The organism is Coleofasciculus sp. D1-CHI-01 (assembly GCF_040218875.1).
Classification (GTDB): domain Bacteria; phylum Cyanobacteriota; class Cyanobacteriia; order Cyanobacteriales; family Coleofasciculaceae; genus Coleofasciculus.
Genome location: NZ_JAVJQP010000092.1, coordinates 64,259 through 84,383, shown reverse-complemented (window position 1 = coordinate 84,383; position 20,125 = coordinate 64,259). Strand labels below are relative to the sequence as shown.

Annotated in this window: 17 protein-coding genes and 1 pseudogene; 6 read left to right on the top strand and 12 right to left on the bottom strand. The window is 47.5% G+C overall.

Annotation, left to right across the window (positions count from 1 at the left end; translation table 11 throughout):
* Nucleotides 1–53: 53 nt before the first annotated feature.
* On the bottom strand, nt 54–2,681 hold the full coding sequence (locus tag RIB93_RS17020) for a GAF domain-containing protein (RefSeq protein ID WP_446373911.1): 2,628 nt from the start codon (nt 2,679–2,681) through the stop codon (nt 54–56).
* Between RIB93_RS17020 and RIB93_RS17015 the strand changes: the two genes are divergently transcribed.
* On the top strand, nt 2,669–2,953 hold the full coding sequence (locus tag RIB93_RS17015) for a hypothetical protein (RefSeq protein ID WP_446373910.1): 285 nt from the start codon (nt 2,669–2,671) through the stop codon (nt 2,951–2,953). The two genes, RIB93_RS17020 and RIB93_RS17015, sit on opposite strands and share 13 nt — an antisense overlap.
* A gap of 29 nt (nt 2,954–2,982) precedes the next feature.
* Here RIB93_RS17015 and recN read toward each other — a convergent pair whose 3' ends face one another.
* Nucleotides 2,983–4,752 carry a DNA repair protein RecN gene (recN, locus tag RIB93_RS17010; protein WP_446373909.1) on the bottom strand — a complete coding sequence of 590 codons (1,770 nt, stop codon included), beginning with the start codon at nt 4,750–4,752 and terminating at the stop codon, nt 2,983–2,985.
* A gap of 205 nt (nt 4,753–4,957) precedes the next feature.
* Here recN and RIB93_RS17005 point away from each other — a divergent pair, with 205 nt between their 5' ends.
* Nucleotides 4,958–7,021 (top strand): ABC1 kinase family protein, encoded by a 2,064-nt coding sequence (locus RIB93_RS17005; RefSeq protein ID WP_446373908.1) that lies wholly within the window; start codon nt 4,958–4,960, stop codon nt 7,019–7,021.
* A gap of 239 nt (nt 7,022–7,260) precedes the next feature.
* Here the strand turns inward: RIB93_RS17005 and RIB93_RS17000 are convergent, their stop codons facing one another.
* Nucleotides 7,261–7,548 (bottom strand): RNA recognition motif domain-containing protein, encoded by a 288-nt coding sequence (locus RIB93_RS17000; RefSeq protein WP_446373907.1) that lies wholly within the window; start codon nt 7,546–7,548, stop codon nt 7,261–7,263.
* A gap of 311 nt (nt 7,549–7,859) precedes the next feature.
* Between RIB93_RS17000 and gcvT the strand changes: the two genes are divergently transcribed.
* Nucleotides 7,860–8,984 carry a glycine cleavage system aminomethyltransferase GcvT gene (gene gcvT / locus RIB93_RS16995; RefSeq protein WP_446373906.1) on the top strand — a complete coding sequence of 375 codons (1,125 nt, stop codon included), beginning with the start codon at nt 7,860–7,862 and terminating at the stop codon, nt 8,982–8,984.
* 108 nt (nt 8,985–9,092) lie between these two features.
* On the opposite strand, the gene RIB93_RS16990 is transcribed toward gcvT, so the two are convergent.
* From RIB93_RS16990 to RIB93_RS16950, 9 genes and pseudogenes are all read right to left on the bottom strand, one after another.
* The gene (locus tag RIB93_RS16990; RefSeq protein WP_446373905.1) at nt 9,093–10,310 is read right to left on the bottom strand and encodes an aspartate aminotransferase; all 1,218 of its coding nucleotides are present in this window, start codon (nt 10,308–10,310) and stop codon (nt 9,093–9,095) included.
* A gap of 205 nt (nt 10,311–10,515) precedes the next feature.
* Entirely contained in the window at nt 10,516–11,673 is a 1,158-nt protein-coding gene (locus tag RIB93_RS16985) for an iron-containing alcohol dehydrogenase (protein ID WP_446373904.1), read from the bottom strand.
* Nucleotides 11,674–11,768: 95 nt separating this feature from the next.
* Entirely contained in the window at nt 11,769–12,287 is a 519-nt protein-coding gene (locus RIB93_RS16980; RefSeq protein ID WP_446373903.1) for a DUF2518 family protein, read from the bottom strand.
* Nucleotides 12,288–12,572: 285 nt separating this feature from the next.
* On the bottom strand, nt 12,573–12,815 hold the full coding sequence (locus RIB93_RS16975) for a hypothetical protein (protein ID WP_446373902.1): 243 nt from the start codon (nt 12,813–12,815) through the stop codon (nt 12,573–12,575).
* A 104-nt stretch (nt 12,816–12,919) separates the two neighbouring features.
* Nucleotides 12,920–13,426, bottom strand: coding sequence for a hypothetical protein (locus RIB93_RS16970; protein WP_446373901.1), 507 nt, complete (start codon nt 13,424–13,426; stop codon nt 12,920–12,922).
* A gap of 381 nt (nt 13,427–13,807) precedes the next feature.
* The gene (locus RIB93_RS16965; RefSeq protein WP_006098827.1) at nt 13,808–14,119 is read right to left on the bottom strand and encodes an RNA recognition motif domain-containing protein; all 312 of its coding nucleotides are present in this window, start codon (nt 14,117–14,119) and stop codon (nt 13,808–13,810) included.
* A 154-nt stretch (nt 14,120–14,273) separates the two neighbouring features.
* Nucleotides 14,274–15,629 (bottom strand): mannosyltransferase family protein, encoded by a 1,356-nt coding sequence (locus RIB93_RS16960; RefSeq protein ID WP_446373900.1) that lies wholly within the window; start codon nt 15,627–15,629, stop codon nt 14,274–14,276.
* A gap of 410 nt (nt 15,630–16,039) precedes the next feature.
* Nucleotides 16,040–16,291 (bottom strand): annotated as a pseudogene (locus tag RIB93_RS16955) (cyanobactin maturation protease PatG family protein); the annotation flags it as partial.
* A 55-nt stretch (nt 16,292–16,346) separates the two neighbouring features.
* Complete coding sequence (locus RIB93_RS16950; RefSeq protein ID WP_446373899.1) at nt 16,347–18,455, bottom strand: S8 family serine peptidase; 2,109 nt, start codon at nt 18,453–18,455, stop codon at nt 16,347–16,349.
* Between the two features lie 287 nt (nt 18,456–18,742).
* On the opposite strand from RIB93_RS16950, the gene RIB93_RS16945 reads away from it, so the two are divergent.
* From RIB93_RS16945 to grxD, 3 genes are read left to right on the top strand one after another with little or no spacing between them, the layout of a single operon-like run.
* Nucleotides 18,743–19,369 (top strand): hypothetical protein, encoded by a 627-nt coding sequence (locus RIB93_RS16945; RefSeq protein WP_446373898.1) that lies wholly within the window; start codon nt 18,743–18,745, stop codon nt 19,367–19,369.
* Nucleotides 19,370–19,406: 37 nt separating this feature from the next.
* Nucleotides 19,407–19,667 carry a BolA family protein gene (locus tag RIB93_RS16940; protein ID WP_044205138.1) on the top strand — a complete coding sequence of 87 codons (261 nt, stop codon included), beginning with the start codon at nt 19,407–19,409 and terminating at the stop codon, nt 19,665–19,667.
* A gap of 53 nt (nt 19,668–19,720) precedes the next feature.
* Nucleotides 19,721–20,044, top strand: coding sequence for a Grx4 family monothiol glutaredoxin (gene grxD, locus RIB93_RS16935; RefSeq protein ID WP_446373897.1), 324 nt, complete (start codon nt 19,721–19,723; stop codon nt 20,042–20,044).
* Nucleotides 20,045–20,125 lie beyond the last annotated feature (81 nt).

Sequence of the window (20,125 nt, the reverse complement as noted above, 5' to 3'; positions counted from 1 at the left end):
GCATTGCCCACCCTACGCAAAAGTCCTCATTCTTGGGGTGCTAGTTGCTCAAACTACTTTTCAGTCATCGTGTAAGCCCCATCCCAGTCATCAGCTGGTGGTTCTTGGAGAAAATGTTGACATCGCTTCAGGTGTAATGCAGCGGCTTTATCATTTTTGTCAAATTCTTCCATGATAATGCCAAATTCACCCATCGCCCGGGTAAACTTCCGGTTGAGATAATGCTCCCGTCCTTTGTGGTAATGTTCAATAATTTCCTCTTTTTCAGCAGAAAGGGGATCAGAACGCAGTCCCACCAGTTCGTAAATTCTGACAGGCTTATTCTTGCCTTTGACACGAATGCAATCGAGTTCCCGATACCAAATCCTATCCTGGCAGGGAGCAAAGGTATATTCGCTAATGATAATGTCACAGCCATATTGCTTACTGGCACCTTCTAGGCGGGAGCCTAAGTTGACACCATCGCCAATGGCGGTGAACTCCATCCGCTTACTCGAACCAATATTGCCACTAATTACGCTGTCCGAGTTAATCCCAATCCCAATTCGGATTTCTTCTTTTTTCTGGGCTAAACGACGAGCATTAAAATCTTCCAATCGGTGGCGCATATCCACAGCCGTTTGTACCGCTCTCCAAGCATGATCGGGTAGGGGTAAGGGCGAACCAAATACCGCCATAATTGCATCGCCGATATATTTATCGAGAGTGCCTTTGTGCTTGAAAATTGCCTCGACCATCGATTCAAAATAGTCATTGAGCATCCCCACCACTTCTTCGGCTTGGAGTTTTTCGGTTAAAGTGGTGTAGCTGCGAATATCAGAAAACAGCACCGAAACTTCTTTGCGATCGCCTCCCATTTTGGCATCACCCAGTTTCAGCAGTTCTTCTGCCAATTCCTGGGTCATGTACCGATACATGGTACTCTTGAGGCGCTTCTCATCGCTGATGTCGTCCATCACCACCAACGCGCCATACACATTGGTCAGATCACTCGTATCCGCGATGGAGTTAATCGACAAATGCACGCTATGTTCTTCATTACTGGGCGTCAGCAGCGTTTGATCGGGGTAGTACTGATTGCGGTCTTTCTCATTTTTGGCGTCTAAGCCATTCTGTAGTAATTGAGCAAAGCTAGCAAGGCTACCCTCTTTCTCTTTAATTTTGATCAATTCGGAAACTGATCGTCCTTCGATAGTATCTCCCTTACTAAAGCCCAACAGTTGCTTGGCACTTTCATTCGCGGCGATAACTTTACCGACTTTGTCTGTAGAAATTACACCATTGGTTAGACTGCGAAGGATATCCCGCTGCATTTGCTCCTGCTGTTTAACCGTGGCAAACAGCTTCGCGTTTTGCAGCGCCACACCCGCTTGGATATTAAATGCTTCCATAAAAGCGACATCGCTTTGATCGAAACTCGCCTTCCAGCATTCGGGTGTGTCTTGTTCTTCTTTATCGGGATCGGGCTGGTAAGGAGGAAACTCTCCCTTCTTTTTCTTATTCACTAATTGAGTGACGCCAATTAACTCGCCATCGGCGTTATAGACTGGCATACACAGCAAGCTACAGGTGCGATATCCCGTATTGCGATCGGTTTCCCTAGCTTTCTCTGAATCGGGATGATTGTACAGGTCAAATGGGATATTCAGAATTTCACCCGTCAGCCCGACTCGACCCGCAAAACCCGCTCCGATGGGAACCCGCAGTTCTTTCATCGAACCCCCAGCCTGAGGAATCTTTGTCCACAAATCATTGCGTTCGTGATCAATCAACCACAAGGTCGAGCGATCCGCATTCATTAGCTCCTTGGCTTCCTCCATCACCCGCTTAAGGGTTTCTTCCAAGTCCAAACTGCTCTTACTCAGGGATTCAGTCGCCTTCATCAGAGCATTCGCCGCTCGCTGTTGCTGAGTTGCCAGGTAAAATGACTTGGACGATTCCAGAATCAGGCGGATGGAGGGGGCAAATTCTTCAAAAAGTTTCTGGTCGGTTTCGCTAAAACCCTGTTGATCAATTTTTTCTTCTAAGGGTAAATCATCCTCCGGCTCATGATCCGGCTTCAGCTTATTCAACAGCTGAACCACCGCCACCAAGTCTCCCTTCTCATTGAGTAAGGGAAGCGTCAACATGGTATACGTCCGGTAACCGGTTGTCTTATAGAGCTTTTTAGACCCTTCCGATCGCGGATCATCGAAGAAATCGTAGGGATTATTGACAACTTTTTTAAACGTTGCCACTTCCCCAGCAATTCCCTGATCAGCCGGAATCCGCAGTTCTATGGTTTTTTCATTCTCACCCTCGGCGACGATCGAAAATAATTCATTCTTATTGTCATCCAGTAAAAATATCGTTGTCCGGTCTGCACCCAACAGCTCTGCTGTCTTCAAGGTGATGGCATTGAGCATCTCCTGAAGAATTGTCTCAAACCCTTGGCTGTCGAGGAGCATGGACAGGGTTTGATGAACAACTTCGAGCTTCTTTTCCACCCCCGTAACAACTTCTTTGAAACTGTCTTGAGTCAGGGGGGCAAGAAACGCCGTAAATGTTCCATTAGTGGTCGCTAGGGCACCAGCAGAGGCAGATTGATGTTCATGCGCTCTTTGGTCGTCAGTATAGATTGGGGTTATATCAACGGTATCTCCATTGTGATCCGCAGACCTGGGTGAAAATGCAGCTGTCATATTTCTCGTTAGGGTCAGAGAACATTCCTGGCATACGAATAAGATTACTCTATCAGTTAAAGTTTTACCACTCAGGTTTATTTTATCGGCAAGATGAGGGAGCTGGGGGAGCTGGGGGAGCTGGGGGAGCTGGGGAAGATGGGGAAGATGGGGGAGCTGGGGGAGCTGGGGGAGCTGGGGAAGCTGGGGGAGCTGGGGGAGCTGGGGGAGCTGGGGGAGCTGGGGGAGATAGGATACTAAATTTCTATTGCCTATTACCTATTACCTATTAAGCTGTTAGGCATTTAAACCTTAATATCAGTTAATTCTGACGCCAATGACGGGCTTGCGTCAACAGCGAATCAGCAAACGTCATGGCTTCTTGACCCGATTGTCCACCAGCTAGCTGGGCAATTTCTTCCTGGCGGTGAGAATGATGATCGAGGCGACTGACGCGAATGACGGTACGCAGGTCTATCTCAGAAATTCCCTGATCAACGAGCGTGTTTGTCTGGTTAGTTTCAGGTAAGAGGGTTTGATCGATCACCTGTTTATCGACGCGGAAATGCCGATCTGCCATGGCGGCGATGATGGGTTGGTGTGTCACACACAACACTTGATTTTGCTGGCTCAGGTGATGAAGTCGTTCCGCGATCGCACTGGCTACCCGCCCCGATACCCCAGCGTCAATTTCATCAAAAATTAAGGTCACACCTTGGTCGCCACTATTGGACAAACAGGCTTTCAATGCCAGTAAAAAACGGCTCATTTCCCCCCCCGATGCCGTTGCTGCTAACGGTTGTAGAGGTTCCCCTGGGTTGGGAGATAAATAAAACGTGACTTGATCGGCACCAGTCACTGTCGGCGTGATGGGTGTGATCGCCACCTGAAACTGTACCTTTTCCATGGCTAGAGGCTTCAGTTGCTCCACCAGACGCTGTTCGAGTTCCTCCGCCGCGACTCGACGTAACTGGGTGAGCTGATTACAATATTCTGTTAAGATTTCCTGACATTGACGATAACTTTTTTCCAACTCATCCAAGGATTGACCATTACCCCTGAGTTCAGCCAATTCTGAGGTCAGTTTTTCGTAATGCGCGATCGCATCGGCTAACGTGGGTCCATATTTCCGGCAAATTTGTTTCAGGGCGCGGATGCGTTCTTCCACCTCTTCTAAACGTTCGGGATCAGTTTCGAGTCCATCCCCATAGGCATTAATTTGGTGAGAAGCTTCTACCACCTGGGCTAAAGCCCCACTGACCAATTCGAGGATGGGTTGTAACTGGGTGTCGTATTGCGCCATATCACTCAAGGTGGTTTCGGCTTCCCCTAATAAATCGGCGCAGGCAAATGCCCCACTATCATTTTGGTAAAGTGACTGATAGACCTGATAACTGTGCTGTTGAAGTTCTACGACATGAGTTAACCGTTGACTCTCTTGTTCGAGTTCGGTGAGTTCATCAGGATCAGCAAGATCAGCGGCGCTCAGTTCCTGAGTTTGATACTCTAGCCAATCGAGACGTTGTAGGCGTTGCTGTTCTGACTGACGCCGTTTTTGCAGGGCTTGCAAGGCGTCCTGAGACGCCAGATAAGCCGTAGTCACTTGATCAAGGTGTTGTTTGATCGGGAAACCGCCGTAAAAGTCAAGCAGTCGCCGCTGGCGAGTTGAGGCAAAAAGCTGCACCGTTTGACCTTGGGCGGTAATTTCCACCAAGCGATCGCGTAATTGTTCCATCAAGCGACGATTCACCAAAATCCCATTAATTCGCGATCGCGATCGCAGGGAGTTCTGTTTCGCCGTAATCTCTCGACTACAGACCAAATCCGCTTCATCAAGTAAATCAATTTCCTGTTCACTCAACCAAGCCATCAACGTCCCATCAATGCGAAACGTCGCCTCAACCAGCGCCCGTTTTTCCCCTGTGCGAATCAAGCGATGGGTGACTTTTCCTCCCAACGCGACATCAATGGCATCCAGAATGATTGACTTGCCAGCACCCGTTTCGCCCGTCAAAACATTCAGACCCGCTGCAAATTCCAATTCCAGTTGGTCAATTAAGGCAAAATTTTGAATCCGTAACGATAGCAACATAACATTTTCATCCAATAGTTAGAGAAAGCGGTTAAAAGACGAAATAAGTCATAAGTTATAAGTGGATACTACCGTGCCGATCGAGCCAACCTTGTCGCTTAATCATGAGTCCTGATCAGGATAAACTGAATGGCGTGGTATCTCAATCATTTTTTTGTTACAATTCTTTACAGAGCCGCTCCTGTTGGTGAATCCTGCAATAAATATGAATCTTAAAACAATTTCCCCTGCCTCTCCCCAGCGAGATTCAATCGCCGAACTCAATCCCTCAGTGGAACCCATACCCCCTGAGTCAATTGTGGTTGAGTATGAACAGACGCCGTCCCCTGAATCAGCGCTACCACAGGAGTGTTCGGAAAACCGAACCGAAACGCTACGCTATGATCCAGTAGCGATTGAAGCTCAATATGGGCGGGCACCGCTACAAGTCTTAGGACGGCTACTCAGGATTACTTTACCCACGGCTGCCTTTGCCTTAGGGATATGGTGGGATCGGATACGGGGTCGCCAACAGATCAAAGAACGGCGGCGAGCTATTCAGTTGCGGGAACTCTTAACCCAACTTGGACCAGCGTACATTAAAGTCGGGCAAGCACTTTCGACGCGACCTGACTTAGTGCCACCCCTGTACTTAGAAGAGTTGGCATTGCTACAAGATCAACTCCCTCCCTTCCCCAATGAAGTCGCTTTTCGATTTATCGAAGAAGAACTAGGCGATCGTCCCGAAGAAATTTATGCCGAACTGACCTCATCGCCTGTAGCCGCCGCCTCCCTGGGACAAGTTTATAAAGGGAAACTTAAAACAGGGGAAACCGTTGCCGTCAAAGTGCAGCGACCCGGTTTAGCACGGCGCATTGCCTTAGACGTTTATATATTACGCCGCCTCGCTAAGTGGATACAAAACAATATTAAGCAGGTGCGGAGTGACTTGGTTGCCATTATGGATGAGTTTGGCACCCGCATCTTTGAAGAGATGGATTATACCAAAGAAGGGTGTAATGCTGAACGCTTTGCCAACCTTTACGGTCACCTTCAGGATATATATGTACCCAAAATTTACTGGCAATATACAGGACGGCGTGTCTTGACAATGGAGTGGGTCAGTGGTACTAAACTGACTAATCTGGAAGCGATTAAGGCTCAAGACATTGACGCCAAGTATTTAATTGAAGTTGGCGTGCAATGTTCACTACGCCAATTGTTGGAACATGGATTTTTCCATGCTGATCCCCATCCCGGAAATTTACTAGCCACGCCGGAAGGCAAGCTGGCTTATCTGGATTTTGGGATGATGAGCGAAGTCAAACCCTATCAGCGTTATGGGTTGATTGAGGCGGTTGTTCATTTAGTCAATCGGGACTTCGCGGGTTTAGCTCATGACTATGTGAACTTAGAGTTTCTGTCGGAAGATACGGATTTAACCCCAATTATTCCAGCGCTTGCTAATGTTTTTAACAATGCCTTAGGCGCTAGTGTTGCCGAACTCAATTTCAAAAGTATCACTGACCAACTCTCGGAAGTGATGTATGAATATCCATTTCGAGTTCCAGCCTACTATGCCCTAATTATTCGTTCCTTGGTCACATTGGAAGGGATTGCGATTAATGTTGATCCGAACTTCAAGGTTCTCAGTAAAGCTTATCCTTATGTGGCGAAGCGTTTATTAACAGATTCTTCCCCACAATTACGCGCTTCTCTAAAAGACTTACTCGTCAAAGAGGGCAATTTCCGCTGGAATCGTCTGGAAAATTTATTGCGGAATGCCGCTAATTCTCAAGATTACGATTTGAATAAGGTTTTAAATCAAACGTTAGAATTTTTATTCTCAGAACGCGGTGTTTTGATTCGAGACCAATTGATCGAGGAAATTGTCAAAGCCGTCGATATGTTTGGACGTAAAACCTTTGATAATGTGACTGAGTCTCTGCGCCAACGAGTGGGATTACAGCAAAAAACAGAATCCACTAGTAAAGTCGTAGAACTGCCGCAAAGTGCCGAGCATATCAAACGAATTTGGCAAATTCTGCAAGATACGCCCGGTTTCGATCCCTTCCAACTTGCCCCCCTTGTTCCTCAATTTTTGATGAAGCCAGAAACCCAGCAAATGGGACAAAAAATTGCTGGCGGTTTAGCCCAACGGGTGATGGCACGATTAATTCGGGAAGTTTTACTTCAGGAGACTCAAGGTCAAGGGCAAAAGCCTTCTAATGGTTCTAGCGTTAAGAGATCACCCAAACTCGTCCTGCCGCCAGCCGCAGCGATTCACTGACATGCTCCCGGTGGGCAATGCCCACCCTAATGTCTATCAAGTTTCGGCGATCCTAAAATGCTGATTTCAGTGCCATTGAAGTGAAATTGAAGTGAAATTGAAGTGAAATTGAATAAATTTAGTAAGCTTTAGCTTACTTAAGCTTTGAGCCGGAAATTTATTTCCCGGCTCTTTTCTAATTCTAACTAGACCTACTAATTGTGCTGCAAGAATTGAGTCAATTGAGTGAATTAGAATTATTAACGACGCGAAAAGTTACCGTTTTTGCGGTTACCCCCTCTGTTTTCGCGAGGTCTGGCTTTATTCACCTTCAGATTGCGCCCCATCCATTCAGCCCCATCGAGTGCCTCAATAGCGGCTGTTTCTTCATCGTCTGTTTCCATCTCTACAAAACCAAAACCCCGGGGACGTCCGGTTTCCCGATCAGTGGGTAACTGCACCCGCTTGACAGCACCATAGTCTGCAAAGACAGCACTTAGGTCTTCTGCAGTAACGTCGTAGGATAGGTTGCCTACGTAAATTGACATGATTGTCTCCAAACTCAAAGTTGTATAAAGATGAGGGTATCGGAGACAAGTCTGTCAAGTCGAAAGGAAAAAAGCCAATCTGTACTAAACACAAACACTGAAACCGAACACATTCTCAATGATTAAGCTAGCACAGGCTGGCAAATTTGGGTACGGATATCAAATTCTTACTGTTCGCCAATCTTAACCGTCAACTTTAATCAAAGTCCACCTCCTGATCAATGCCTTGGCGCGATCGCAATTTACCAGATCAGGGGTTAATGTCAGACAACTAGGTAGAATATGAAAGACATTGTGACTCAAGACTATCTGTGGCTAAGCCAAAACCTTCTCTTGCAAGAACTCCTCTGTTTGACCTCGCCGTTGAACAAAATGCCCGCTTTACTGGCTTTTCGGGTTGGGAAATGCCAGTCCAATACAGCAGTATTGGACAAGAACACGAAGCAGTACGCACCGATGCGGGAATGTTTGATATCTCCCACATGGGAAAATTTGCCTTTACCGGGAAGCAGCTATGGCAAGCGTTACAGCGATTAGTCCCATCAGATTTGAGTCGATTACGACCGGGTCAAGCCCAATACACGGTATTGTTGAATCCTCAAGGGGGCATCATTGATGATGTGATTGTTTACCACCAAGGGGAGGATGAAACAGGCGAACCGCAGGCGATGATGATTGTTAATGCGGCGACTTGTCAGAAGGATAAAGAGTGGTTGTTAGCGCAACTGGAAAAAACCGGGGTAAAATTACTAGACCTTTCTGGTGAAAACGTCTTAATTGCTTTGCAAGGACCCCAAGCTGAGACGTATCTACAACCCTTGGTTCAGGAAGACTTAACTTCGCTGAAATCCTTTGGACATGTCAATGCCACGATTCTAGATCAACCCGGATTTATCGCTAGGACTGGGTACACCGGCGAAGATGGGTTTGAGGTGATGGTCACACCAGAGGTTGGGGTAGAACTGTGGCGGCGTCTGTTCCAGGCGGGAGTGACTCCCTGTGGTTTGGGGGCGAGGGATACGTTGCGACTAGAAGCAGGGTTAGCACTTTATGGACAAGATATTGATGATACGACGACTCCCCTAGAAGCCGGTTTAAGTTGGCTAGTGCATTTAGACCGTAAAGGCGATTTTATCGGACGTTCTGTCTTAGACGCCCAAAACGCCAATGGTGTGGAACGTCGGTTAGTGGGGATTGAAATGCAGGGGCGACATATAGCCCGTCATGGATATTCGGTGCTATCTGAGGGACAAGTCGTGGGAGAGGTAACGAGTGGTACCTATTCACCAACATTAGGAAAAGCGATCGCGCTTGCCTATTGTCCCACATCCTTAGCCAAGATAGGTCAACAGTTAGAGGTAGAAATTCGCGGTAAGACTTATCCCGCCGTTATCGTCAAAAAACCCTTTTATCGCGCCAAAAAACCTTCGAGTTAGGATGAAGCTGGGGGAGCAGAGGGACACCTCGACTTCGCTCGGTGTGTCAGCTGGGGGAGATGTTAGCTGCTGGCGTTATTTCTGCCAGGATGTACTAGGGAGGACACATCATTCTTTCTTTGATCCAGAGGCTACGACTTCGGGTTGATAGCGAATCCCGGCTTGCTTCAGACGTCGTAACACCTCAGCCAAGCGATCGCACTCCGCAATCAAACTTACCCGCACATAGCCTTCACCGCCGACACCAAAGGCATTTCCGGGCGTCACCACCACACCCGTTTGCTGGAGAATATCCAGGGCGAAATCCGTTGAATTTTGACCTGGTGGACAAGGAACCCATAAATACATCGTCGCCTTTGATTTGGGAATCCGCCATCCCAATTCCGCTAACCCTTGAATCAAAAAATCTCGGCGGCGACAGTAACGTTCTTGCACCTGATGCACATAACTATCGGGTAAGTCTAATGCCGTTTCTGCGGCGGTTTGTAATACGGCAAAAATCCCGTAATCTAAATTCGTTTTTAACGTCCGTAATCCTTGAATAATATGGCGATTTCCGACAACAAATCCAACCCGCCAACCTGCCATATTATAGGTTTTTGATAAGGTATGAAATTCTACGCCAATCTCCTTCGCACCGGGAATTTCTAATAAACTCGTGGGTTGATAGCCATCAAATGCTAGTTCGGCGTAACATAAATCATGCACCAACAGAATTGAGTAACGACGGGCAAAAGCCACAATTTCCTCAAAAAACTCACGGGGAGCCGTCGCTGTTGTTGGATTATTCGGATAGTTAAAGTAGAGAATCTTTGCCCGTTGCGCCACATCCTCAGGAATAGCGGCTAAATCAATCAGCCAATCATTTTCCGGCTTAAGGATCATGCTGTGAATTTCAGCCCCAGCAATCAAGGGACCTCGGAAATGAGCTGGATAAGCCGGACTTGGCACTAAGACCAAATCCCCAGGATTGACATAAGCTAGGGCAAGGTGAGTCAATCCTTCCTTAGAACCCAACAGGGGTAGGGCTTCGCTATCGGGATCGAGAGTCACCTGATAGCGACGATGATACCAACTGGTAATAGCATGGCGAAAATTTGCCGTTCCTTCAAAGGGGGGATAGCCGTGGTTAATCGGATGATTCAGGGCGGTGATAGCGGCTTCAATCACGGGTGCAGGTGCTGAACCGTCAGGATTCCCCATGCCTAAATCAATTAAATCTAACCCTTGCTCACGGGCACGGGCTTTGAGTTCATCCAAACGAGCAAACACATAAGGGGGTAAGGCACTTAGGCGCTTGGCTGGGGTAATCCAATCTAAGTTCATTCAAAAATGCAGCGTTCCTAAACTAGAAAATTATATCGGTATTCCAGAAAAATCGCTGAAGTCGGTGGGAAAAATTAAAGCATTGGATCAGGGCGGGTTTTGTTGATAGATTATCGGTGGGTATCCCAATTAAATCCCTAAACCCGCCCCTACAATTGACTGTGCAACCCTGAGCTGATCATTTCTGGAAAAACTTAATATATTTTTAATCTTGTGTATCGTTTATCGCTGTGGATAAAACTGGACTGCAATTTTTTTCCACAGGTGTTGTTGTCGAAACCATCGCCGCCATGAGCTGTTCAGGTGTCACATCAAACGGTAATCTGTGGATATCCGACTGCGGCTGACAAGCAATATCTGCCCCCTGGCGCAACTGTGTCAACGTGATATTCCCTAACCCCAAATCATCAAGAGTTTGGGGTAAACCGATTTCGCGATAAAACTTCAATAACTGTTGTCGTGCAGATGCGGCAAGTTGATTCCCCTGTACCATTTCTTCTAAGCGCAATTGCACCAGAATCCCATAAGCGACTTTCTCCCCATGTAAAGCGCTGTGAGAACCAGGAAGATGGGTTAAACCATTATGCACCGCATGAGCCGCCACAGTACGACACTGCGCCCCACCTAAACCACCAATCACACCCGCTAACAAGACTGAAGCATCAACTACTTCTCGCCAAACCTCACTTCCTGGCGTTTTTAGGGCGTCTGCTGACTTTTGAAACAGGATATCCCGTAACACCCTCGCCTGTTGCACCGCCGCAATAATTAAGGTTTGAGCAGAATCACCACTACTCACAGATGCCTCATACCATTTCGCTAAGGCGTCTCCAATTCCGGCGACTAAGGTCCGTTGGGGAGCGGTTTCAATTAATCTGTAATCCAGGATGAGCAAATCTGGGCAGCGATTCAGACTCACATCGTACAGGAACGCCCCTTTATTTGAGTAAATATTGGATAATGCTGTCCAAGCGGCACAGGTAGCAGCAGAGGTGGGAATTGTCACAACCGGAAGGTGACATTGATGGGCTAAGAGTTTGGCGGTGTCTAAGGCTTTTCCACCCCCCACACCGATAATTAAGTCGGCTTGATGGCAGGTTGCTGCTTCTTTGAGAGATGCTAGGGAAACTTCACTGCAATCTGGACGATAAGACGCCGTCGCACAGTTTAATAGCGGCTGTTTTAAGATTGGCTCTAGCTGCGGTGATAACGTCGCCAAGGTATGATTCCCGCCAACAATCAGCGGGCGATGACCCAAAGACGCGATCGCATCTCCAGATTGCGCTAATGCTTGGACACCGCGCAACACCTGCGCTGGGGCAACTGTGAGCGACAGCAATGAGGGAGGAGCAAGGTTAGTCATCAGTTTTTAGCAGAGCTTTCAGCCAATTGAATTTTTATCTTACCTCATCTCCCCTATCTCCCCTACCCACTTGGTTTCAAGACTTCCCTGAAAAGTCAGGGAGAGGTATCGGGTAATTGTGCCAAGCGTTCTTTGTAAATATTGATAGTCATCTGTTCATCATCACGTTCAGCCAGCGATCGGCTGATTTTACCTACAACTAGGGGTTTAGATACACCGGGTTCTGGGTGGATCACAGTGCGGGCGCGAATTGTCAGTTGGTTATTTGCTCCACCCAAACGCCCATAAGAAAAGAAGTCGCTGGCGGCTTGGCGCAGACTGGCTTCCAGTTGAGATTCGTTGATCGTTGTGGGCAAAGCGATAACGGCTTGGTTGCCTCCGTTGTCGTAGACTAAGGTAAAGCGGACTGCACCAGGAATCACTGTACGGCTAAACGGGACGATACTTAGCGCAAATAAGCCGCCTGTCAGCACCCCCATAAAACCGGTAACACCCACCAGCCGAAATCGGATGCCCCATTTAAAGATAAAACCTAAGAGGCTAAGAACTCCGCAAACTAGGGTGAGAATGCCTATCCATTGGGTATAGGTGAGAAAGTCAGTCGTTGTTGGCATAGAAGATAACGTGTGTTGACTCGATAAACGCCAATGGTTACATCGTTGCAGTTTGGTAACTTTTTTATCCTATCAGCGTTGCTTCATCCATGAATACCGTCCATCAGATCAAAGTTGAAGATTTAGCGATGTCGGCGAAAATCCTCTCAGTAGATTGGTGGAAATAAACCGAACTATATTAAGTTCTGTAAATATTCCTCAAACCCTTACGAATGAGATAAAACATAGCTTGCTTCTCGCTCCTTTGAGTATGAAGATCCCCGCCATTAACTTGAATTTCTCCACCTACTTCCTGTCCTCTCCCCGAATAATTGACTTTCGCATCCATTCCCGCACACTCTCTAGGTGGACAATTGTCTGATCACGTTCCCGGTTATCTGGACAACTTTCCAATATAGTATCTAGCAGCCGTCCCCACAGGTATTCAACGGTGGCAATTTCTTCGAGTTGCGCTTGAGTGGGACTATCCCATCCAAACAAGCGATCGCGTATCGCCTTTGCTTCAGTGGATAGATGCTCCTTGTCCAACTTATCCTCTCCTGCATCACTTTATTTTTAGCTTATTTTTATCCACGAATTAAAACCCAAAGCCCTACTTGCACTCTTCCCTGTTGCCTGTTCCCCGTTCCCTATTAATGATCCACTCTAATTTCCTGCCGAGCTTTCTGAGTCCAAGCCTCATTAACTAGCAAATTGCTAGTAGACATTTTAAAATCAAATGGATGAGGAGGTTCAGGGACATTCAGAACACCACCTTGCCGATGAAACTTAATTAACCGAACGATCCAAGTACAAAAGTCTAAAATTTCCTCAGGTAATAGCGTTAGGTCAAAGTGCCAGCTTTGATTAATTCCCCGACAATCTCGTCCCCACAGCCTCGATTGAATGATACCTGCTCCTTTATTAATAGACACACGCAAAATAAAGGGTCGTTCCGGGAGTAATTCATCAGGGGCTGTGTGAACATAAATACACAAATAATTCATGCGTTGCCGATCATCGATCCAAGATGCCATTGGCAGATTACCCGTTGATGAATTGCGGGTTGTAATCTTCACTGGCACGTTCATCTTTGCGGCAAATCGATCGTAGAACTCTTGCCTTAACTGAGAAACTGTGCGTATAGCTTCTGGAGTCATGATTACTGCATAAGAGTGAACACTCACTAAACTCCTACTCCAATCTTCAATATGAACGTAGAATTTAATATGAACGTAGAAGAGGAACGCAAGACAAAACCGATTGCTTCTATTGAGCCAAAGAAAATTGGAACTACCTCTCAACTAGTCAATTCCAGCGCATTTTCAGCGCATTTTCAGGTAAGTAGAGACGCGCCACGGCGCGTCTCTACTTCTCGATAAAGGCTGCTAGCAAAACCTAGCCCGGTCAACACAGACTTTTTTAAGCCCTCGCTACAACCCTTAGACTTAGCGACGGGTTGTTGACTCGATAGTCCAGCGTCTAGGAGACATTGAGAAACACCACCATGAATTAGCTGATTGCACCCGCATTATTCTGGTTTAGTAACGTCGAGAGAATCCATCCCGGTTGCCACCGCCACGACGACCACCGCCTCCTTGACCCCGAGGCTCACGAGGTTTTGCTTTATTCACTTTCAAATCCCGACCCATCCATTCAGCGCCGTCTAGAGCATCAATAGCGGCAGATTCTTCAGCTTCTGAGTCCATTTCCACAAAACCGAAGCCGCGCATCCGACCTGTTTCCCGATCCGTGGGTAACTGAACCCGCTTTACTGTCCCGTATTCAGCAAAAATACTGGTGATGTCTTCTTCCGTAGCATCATAGGACAGGTTACCAATGTAAATCGACATAGAGTATCTCACAAAATCAATGAATGTAGAGACTTATGATTCGGAGACATGCCTGTCCGTAAATAAAAACAAACGATACAGCCGAATATAAACCTCGCTGATTATAATAACACCATTTATACACGACCCGGCTGACATTCTTCTAATCTAAAATCTAAGCCACCCAAAGGTGCTGGGAAAATCGAACGGCGAAGCTGAGCAATACTAGAGTGAAAAATAGGAGTGTTGCCCATCCCCATCGGGGATAACCAGCCAGTAGCAGACCTAAGGCGATCGCAAGTGATACAATCCCATAAGCATGGCGTTCAGCCGAAATGGTGCGACCTGGGCTTAAAATTACGGCTAAGCTGCACAAGCCATAGATGACGGCAACAGGTCTGAGTTTTGTTCGCTGTTGCACGAGTAAATAACCACCCCCCCAAACCATGATCATATTAATTAGCGGATCTCCGGCTAAAAGCCACAGGAGAATTCCCAGAAGGTAGAAGCCATACCCTTTATCCACACACAGCCGTTTCAGGTGCGATCGCCAAGAGGGTTGAAGAGAGTGTAAGACGGAGTGTTGGGTGTGGAGTGTTGGGTGTGGGGTGTAGTGCGGGATAAAGTCTTTGGTATAACGCTGTGAGTTCTCCCCAGAAATACGCGATCGCCATAATAAATAACCTAATGCACAAATCGTAACAAAAATCAAGGGATGCCACGGATCATGAAGCCAACCCCGATTCCAGTTGGCTGTCCCGGCTAAAATTTGCACCAGCATCTTCAACCAGCCCTGTCCGTAAAACGCTTGTTCAGGTTGCCATGCTTGTTGCACCTTTAAAAAGGCGAGGAAATCCCCAAAACGAATCCCGCAGTAGAGGCTATAGAGCCCTAATCCCCCGGCGGTGGCTAAACTAGGAAAATACGCGATCGCAGGTCTTTTCTCTCGCCAAGCCACCAGCAAAAACGCTGGGGATAGTGCGATTCCTGGTAATCGTGTCGCACTGGCTAATCCTCCCCATAACCCTGACCAACCGTAGTGTTTCCGGTCAAAGGATTGCAAAGCGGCTGTACTCAACAACAGAAATAATCCTTCAGTATAGATTACCGTGCCAAATAGAGAAAAAGGACACCAAGCTAAAACTGCTGTTGTCCAGCGAGCAACCTTCTGTCCATGACTCTCTTTCACCCAAGCATAGAGAACAATGAGCGCCCCCCAAAATGCCAGATTATTGACAACAGTCCCCGCTACGTTAAAGGGCAATTCCCCACTCATCAGCACCCGAACAAGTAAGGGAAATAAGGGAAAGAATGCCACATTATGTCCCTGACTATCATTAACATAGTCATACCCTGAGATAGCGATCGCCTGATAAAAATGACTATCCCAAGCGAAAAACACATCCCAGCTTACCGTCGGTTGAATGCCCCCAGGTGGCACAGGCAATAAGGGCGCAATCACCAACATCGCGATCGCGATAACCATTCGGCTCATTAGCCACATCACTGTAGCAAAAATAACGCTATTCACGTAGATGCCTGTCTATTTCCCTGATGCCAAACCTACCGATTCTGTTATACAGCGTTTTGAGACTCAATGCACGGCAGTAGACACATCGATTTGATCGGCGATCTTGAACGGGACTTGGTATCAATCAGCCCGATCCGTCTTTTTGCCAAGAAATCACCCTGACGTCGTAAAGGGTTTCGATCCAAACCTTGGCACCACATCTGGGATTATCCGGACGATAAACCACACGGCATCCTCCCGGTATTTCCACCTCATGACCGTAGACATTCGTATTGCCCTTTTGAGTCCCCTGATCATTAGCCCCAGCCCAATAAACTTTCCCGGTGGGATTGCGATCGCAACAGACGAGAACTTGTTATGACAAATGACCAATGACCAATGACAAACGAATCAACTGTGAGACTTACCAGGGATTTAATCCGACAGTAGGGGCTTTTCTTCACCTCAATGGTGTCCAGTTGGCGAAAAGAGGCGATCGCTTCGGCAAAGACGGAGGCGGATTGGAAGATATTGGTGGCGGCAAAGTTGAGGGCGCGATCGCGTGAGGTTTGTCCCAGGTTACGCAAGTCGTGGTAGACGCGATTCAGGAAGGCGCTTAAGGCTTCTCGGATTAGGGGTTCTTGTTCGGGGTCAAATCGGTTGCTAATCGCAGCTAGGGCAGCTGCCCCATCAGATGATAGTCCATACATCCGACTATATTTAACCAATCCAATCAAGTTAAATTCCGATCGCTAATTCCCAGCTTTTCAGTCTCCCGGTATCCGTCGGCACAGAATCGATAACCCTCAACTGCCAATGACCAAAACTATCCTGATTCAACAACGACTTGAGCGCTGGGGTATTATCTACCGAATAGGTGTATTGCAGTTGAGTATTGACACCCAATGTCCGACTTTGTAACAGTACACTCTGATCCTTGGGTGATGTCAACTCCACTTCTAAATCCCCCAAAAAGTCATGTTCAATGTCCACCGTCACCTGAATATCTTGCACTAAACCCGATTCAGTAATTTGAAGCGTGCTAGTCACACCACGGGAATTATGATCAGGAATAGCTAGATTGTGATCATTGCGTCGTTTTAAGACTTGGGCAACCTTAGCCGTTTGAACTCGTTGCTTTTGGGCAGCTTGTACCGCTTTAAAAGCATTAACCTTACCATAACCAAACCACTGGGAATACCCATTCGTATCATAAGTCCCCAATCGCATACCGAGCTGGGAATCCGCATCACGGTCTACAATTTTGTCGGCTGTATTTTGTAGGATGCGTTTCACTTGTGCAGCGGTGAGATCAGGATTCGCTGAGAGAACCAGCGCCGCAACACCCACGACAACGGGACAGGCGCTCGATGTGCCACCAAAACTCCGCACAAAGTCACCGACTTCATACCCAGCCACGCCGAGTAAGTCGGTGGTAAAGACACCATTACCCGGCGTGGGGGCATTCACTTGGGGCGCCGTGCTAATAAAGCCTGTTTTCTCAAACCACATTCCTGGCGGCGCATTGTTGCTGGGAGCGCAAACAGAGATATTCGTCCCCCAATTACTGTATGCCGCTTTTTTGCTCAGGCTGGTGCAAGCCGAAACCGCAATCACATCGGGATGTACGGCGAAACCACTGAGCCAGTCGGTGGGTCCACGTAGTAACTCATTTGTCCAACCGCGCTCAAAGATGGTGCCATGGATTGGGCGATTGGCATTTCCGGCGGCAAAGACGATCACACAGCCTTTCCCGCCGCGTCCTTCAGTCGCCGCACGGGTTAGGGCAGCCCGTTGTCGTAGGGAGAGGGGGAAGTAAACTGTTGCCGCACCCCAGCTACAAGAAACGACGCTGGCGTCATTTTCAATTGCCCAGTCAAATAATTCTTCAATACTTGTGTCATCCAGATACCCACTGGTGCGAATGGGCATCAGCGCACATCCGGGGGCGACACCAACAATACCCTGACCATTTTCTTCAGCCACCGCAATTCCAGCACAAGCGGTGCCATGACTTTCACCAGAACCACTGGGTAGAGGAATAAAGTCTTTGTCTTTAAAGTCTTTGGGTGCGACAATTTTTCCGGTGCCTTGAAAATCGGGGTGGTTGACATCAATGGCATCATCTGCTATGGCAACGACAACGGAGCGATTTCCCCGGGTAATATCCCAGGCTTTTTCTACGTCAATATGAGAACTTGGGGCTAAATTTGAACCACCACTGTGATTTAGATACCACTGTTGAGGGTATAAGGGGTCTTGGGGATGGTAGCTCGGCTGTTTGGGGACAATGATCTGAGGTTCTGCGGTTAAGACTTCCGGGCGTGTGATCAGTCGATTGGCTATTTTTAGCGGATTCTCTGGGGAATTCGGGGTGAGTTGAAAGACAAAGGTGTTGGGAATACCAATGAGCGATCGCACGGATTTTAAGCCAAATTCGGTCTCAATGGCGGAGATTTTGGCGTCATCGGTGTCGGGGTGAAATTGAATCGTCAGTTGATCGCCCAGGTAAATGAAGGTCGCTGGATCGTCCTTGAGTTGGTAGACATGACTAGCAAAGACAACATGTTCGCGATCGCGTGCCGCTTGCATTGTCTCATCCCGGTGTTCGGCGTCAACCGTAAATTCGGCTAGCTGAGTGCGGGGAATTTGACGCTGGTGGTGGATACTCAGGGCTTGTTCGAGCTGCTCGACGGGGATTTCAGGGGAGCGCATAGTGAAGCGATCGCGCACCTTTAGTAATCCTAGTTCTTCACCGCCCCGTTGCAGGAGCAGACCGATGCTTTCTTCGGGAATCGGCGTGGTTTGAGGAGAATCGTCTGGCAGAGAATCAGGATGCGGGATCATGGTTTAGAATAGATTACTCGTCAATCGTACAAGATCATTAAATTATGACTATTTTTCTTGATCCTATTACTCCGGATTTCTAAGAAACCTTCCGGGTATTGTTTCAGTCTAGCTGGTAAGAGTGCCCCACTGCCTGGTAATCGGGTCATCGCTGATGGTTAGTGATGGACGGCAAATTTTCTGCCCTCAAGTTTAGCGATCGTCATCTGACTCCCCTTGCCGCATCTGGCGATGGTAAGATACCCGAAGGTTTCTGTGTTTGTTAAAATATTATCCCTATTTTTTACATGATCTCTTCTGGAACGATTCATAGCCTTGGCTTTACCTGCCTTGTTGCCTTTCCCTTCACTACAAGTGTGGCGCTCTTATCCCCCGCCCACGCTCAAACTCAAGTGGCTGCGCTTCCAGAAGAGGTCAGCCAAATGCAGCCTGAGCCAGATGATTCTAGTGAGCTACGCCCCTTAACTCAGGACGATAGCCTGCTGAGTTTACAGGGGGGACAGCGGTTAATGGTAGAGGCAAATCAAGCCATTGAAGCTCAAGACTATACGTTAGCCTCTCAAAAACTTCAGCAGGCGCGTCAAGTTTTCAACCAATTGTCTAATTTCTATCAGCAGTTAGCTGACAGTTTTTCGGGAATTGATAACCGGATTTTCAATGAACATCGGCAAAACGCGCTGCAAACGGCAGAAATGCGGGATGAAGCCACCTATCAATTGGCGTTGGTACATCGCGCCCAAGATCAACCGGAATTAGCGGTTCCCTTACTGATTCAGATCATTCGTTCTCAGAATCCCACCCGTGATTTGGGTAAAAAAGCTTACCAGCAGCTTTTTGAATTGGGATTCGTCGGTTCTCCCTTCCCCCCCTCTGGCAATAGCGAACCGACTTCATCCGTGACTCCAGAACGTTAAATTAGTATGTAGAACGTTGAAGAAAAATGGAGTGGGTATGATTAGTCCAGAGCAAGTTGAGACAATGATCAAAGCAGAACTTCCTGATGCTCAGGTACAGGTACAAGACTTAACCGGCGGCGGTGATCATCTGCAAGCGATTGTTGTGTCCTCCCAGTTTGAAGGCAAAAGCTTGGTAAAACAGCACCAGCTTGTTTATGGCGCTCTCCAGCAAGCAATGGCAAGCGAAGCCATTCACGCCCTAGCGCTGAAAACCTATACCCCTGCATCTTGGCAAGCTACCCGTCAGGCTGTATAAACTCTCGCTACACTAGACCCATACAAAACTACAAAAGACATTTCAGCAAAGCTATGACGCCAGCAGTTAAAGAACGGATTGACCAGCTCATCAACCAGGACAAAATTGTGGTGTTTATGAAAGGCACCAAACTGATGCCCCAATGTGGTTTTTCCAACAATGTCGTCCAAATCCTGAATACCTTGGGTGTTTCCTACGCAACCGTGAATATTCTTGATGATCCGGAAGTGCGTCAAGGTATTAAGGACTATTCCAATTGGCCCACAATTCCCCAAGTTTACGTCAACGGCGAATTCATTGGTGGTTCAGATGTGATGATCGAGCTTTATCAGAACGGCGAATTACAGGAGATGGTCGAAGTGGCATTGGCATCTTGACATCTTCGCCGTTCTAAGCTAGAAAGCGCAAAACCAATCAAAAAGCCTGCTTAAGCAGGCTTTTTAACTATGCTTAACCTT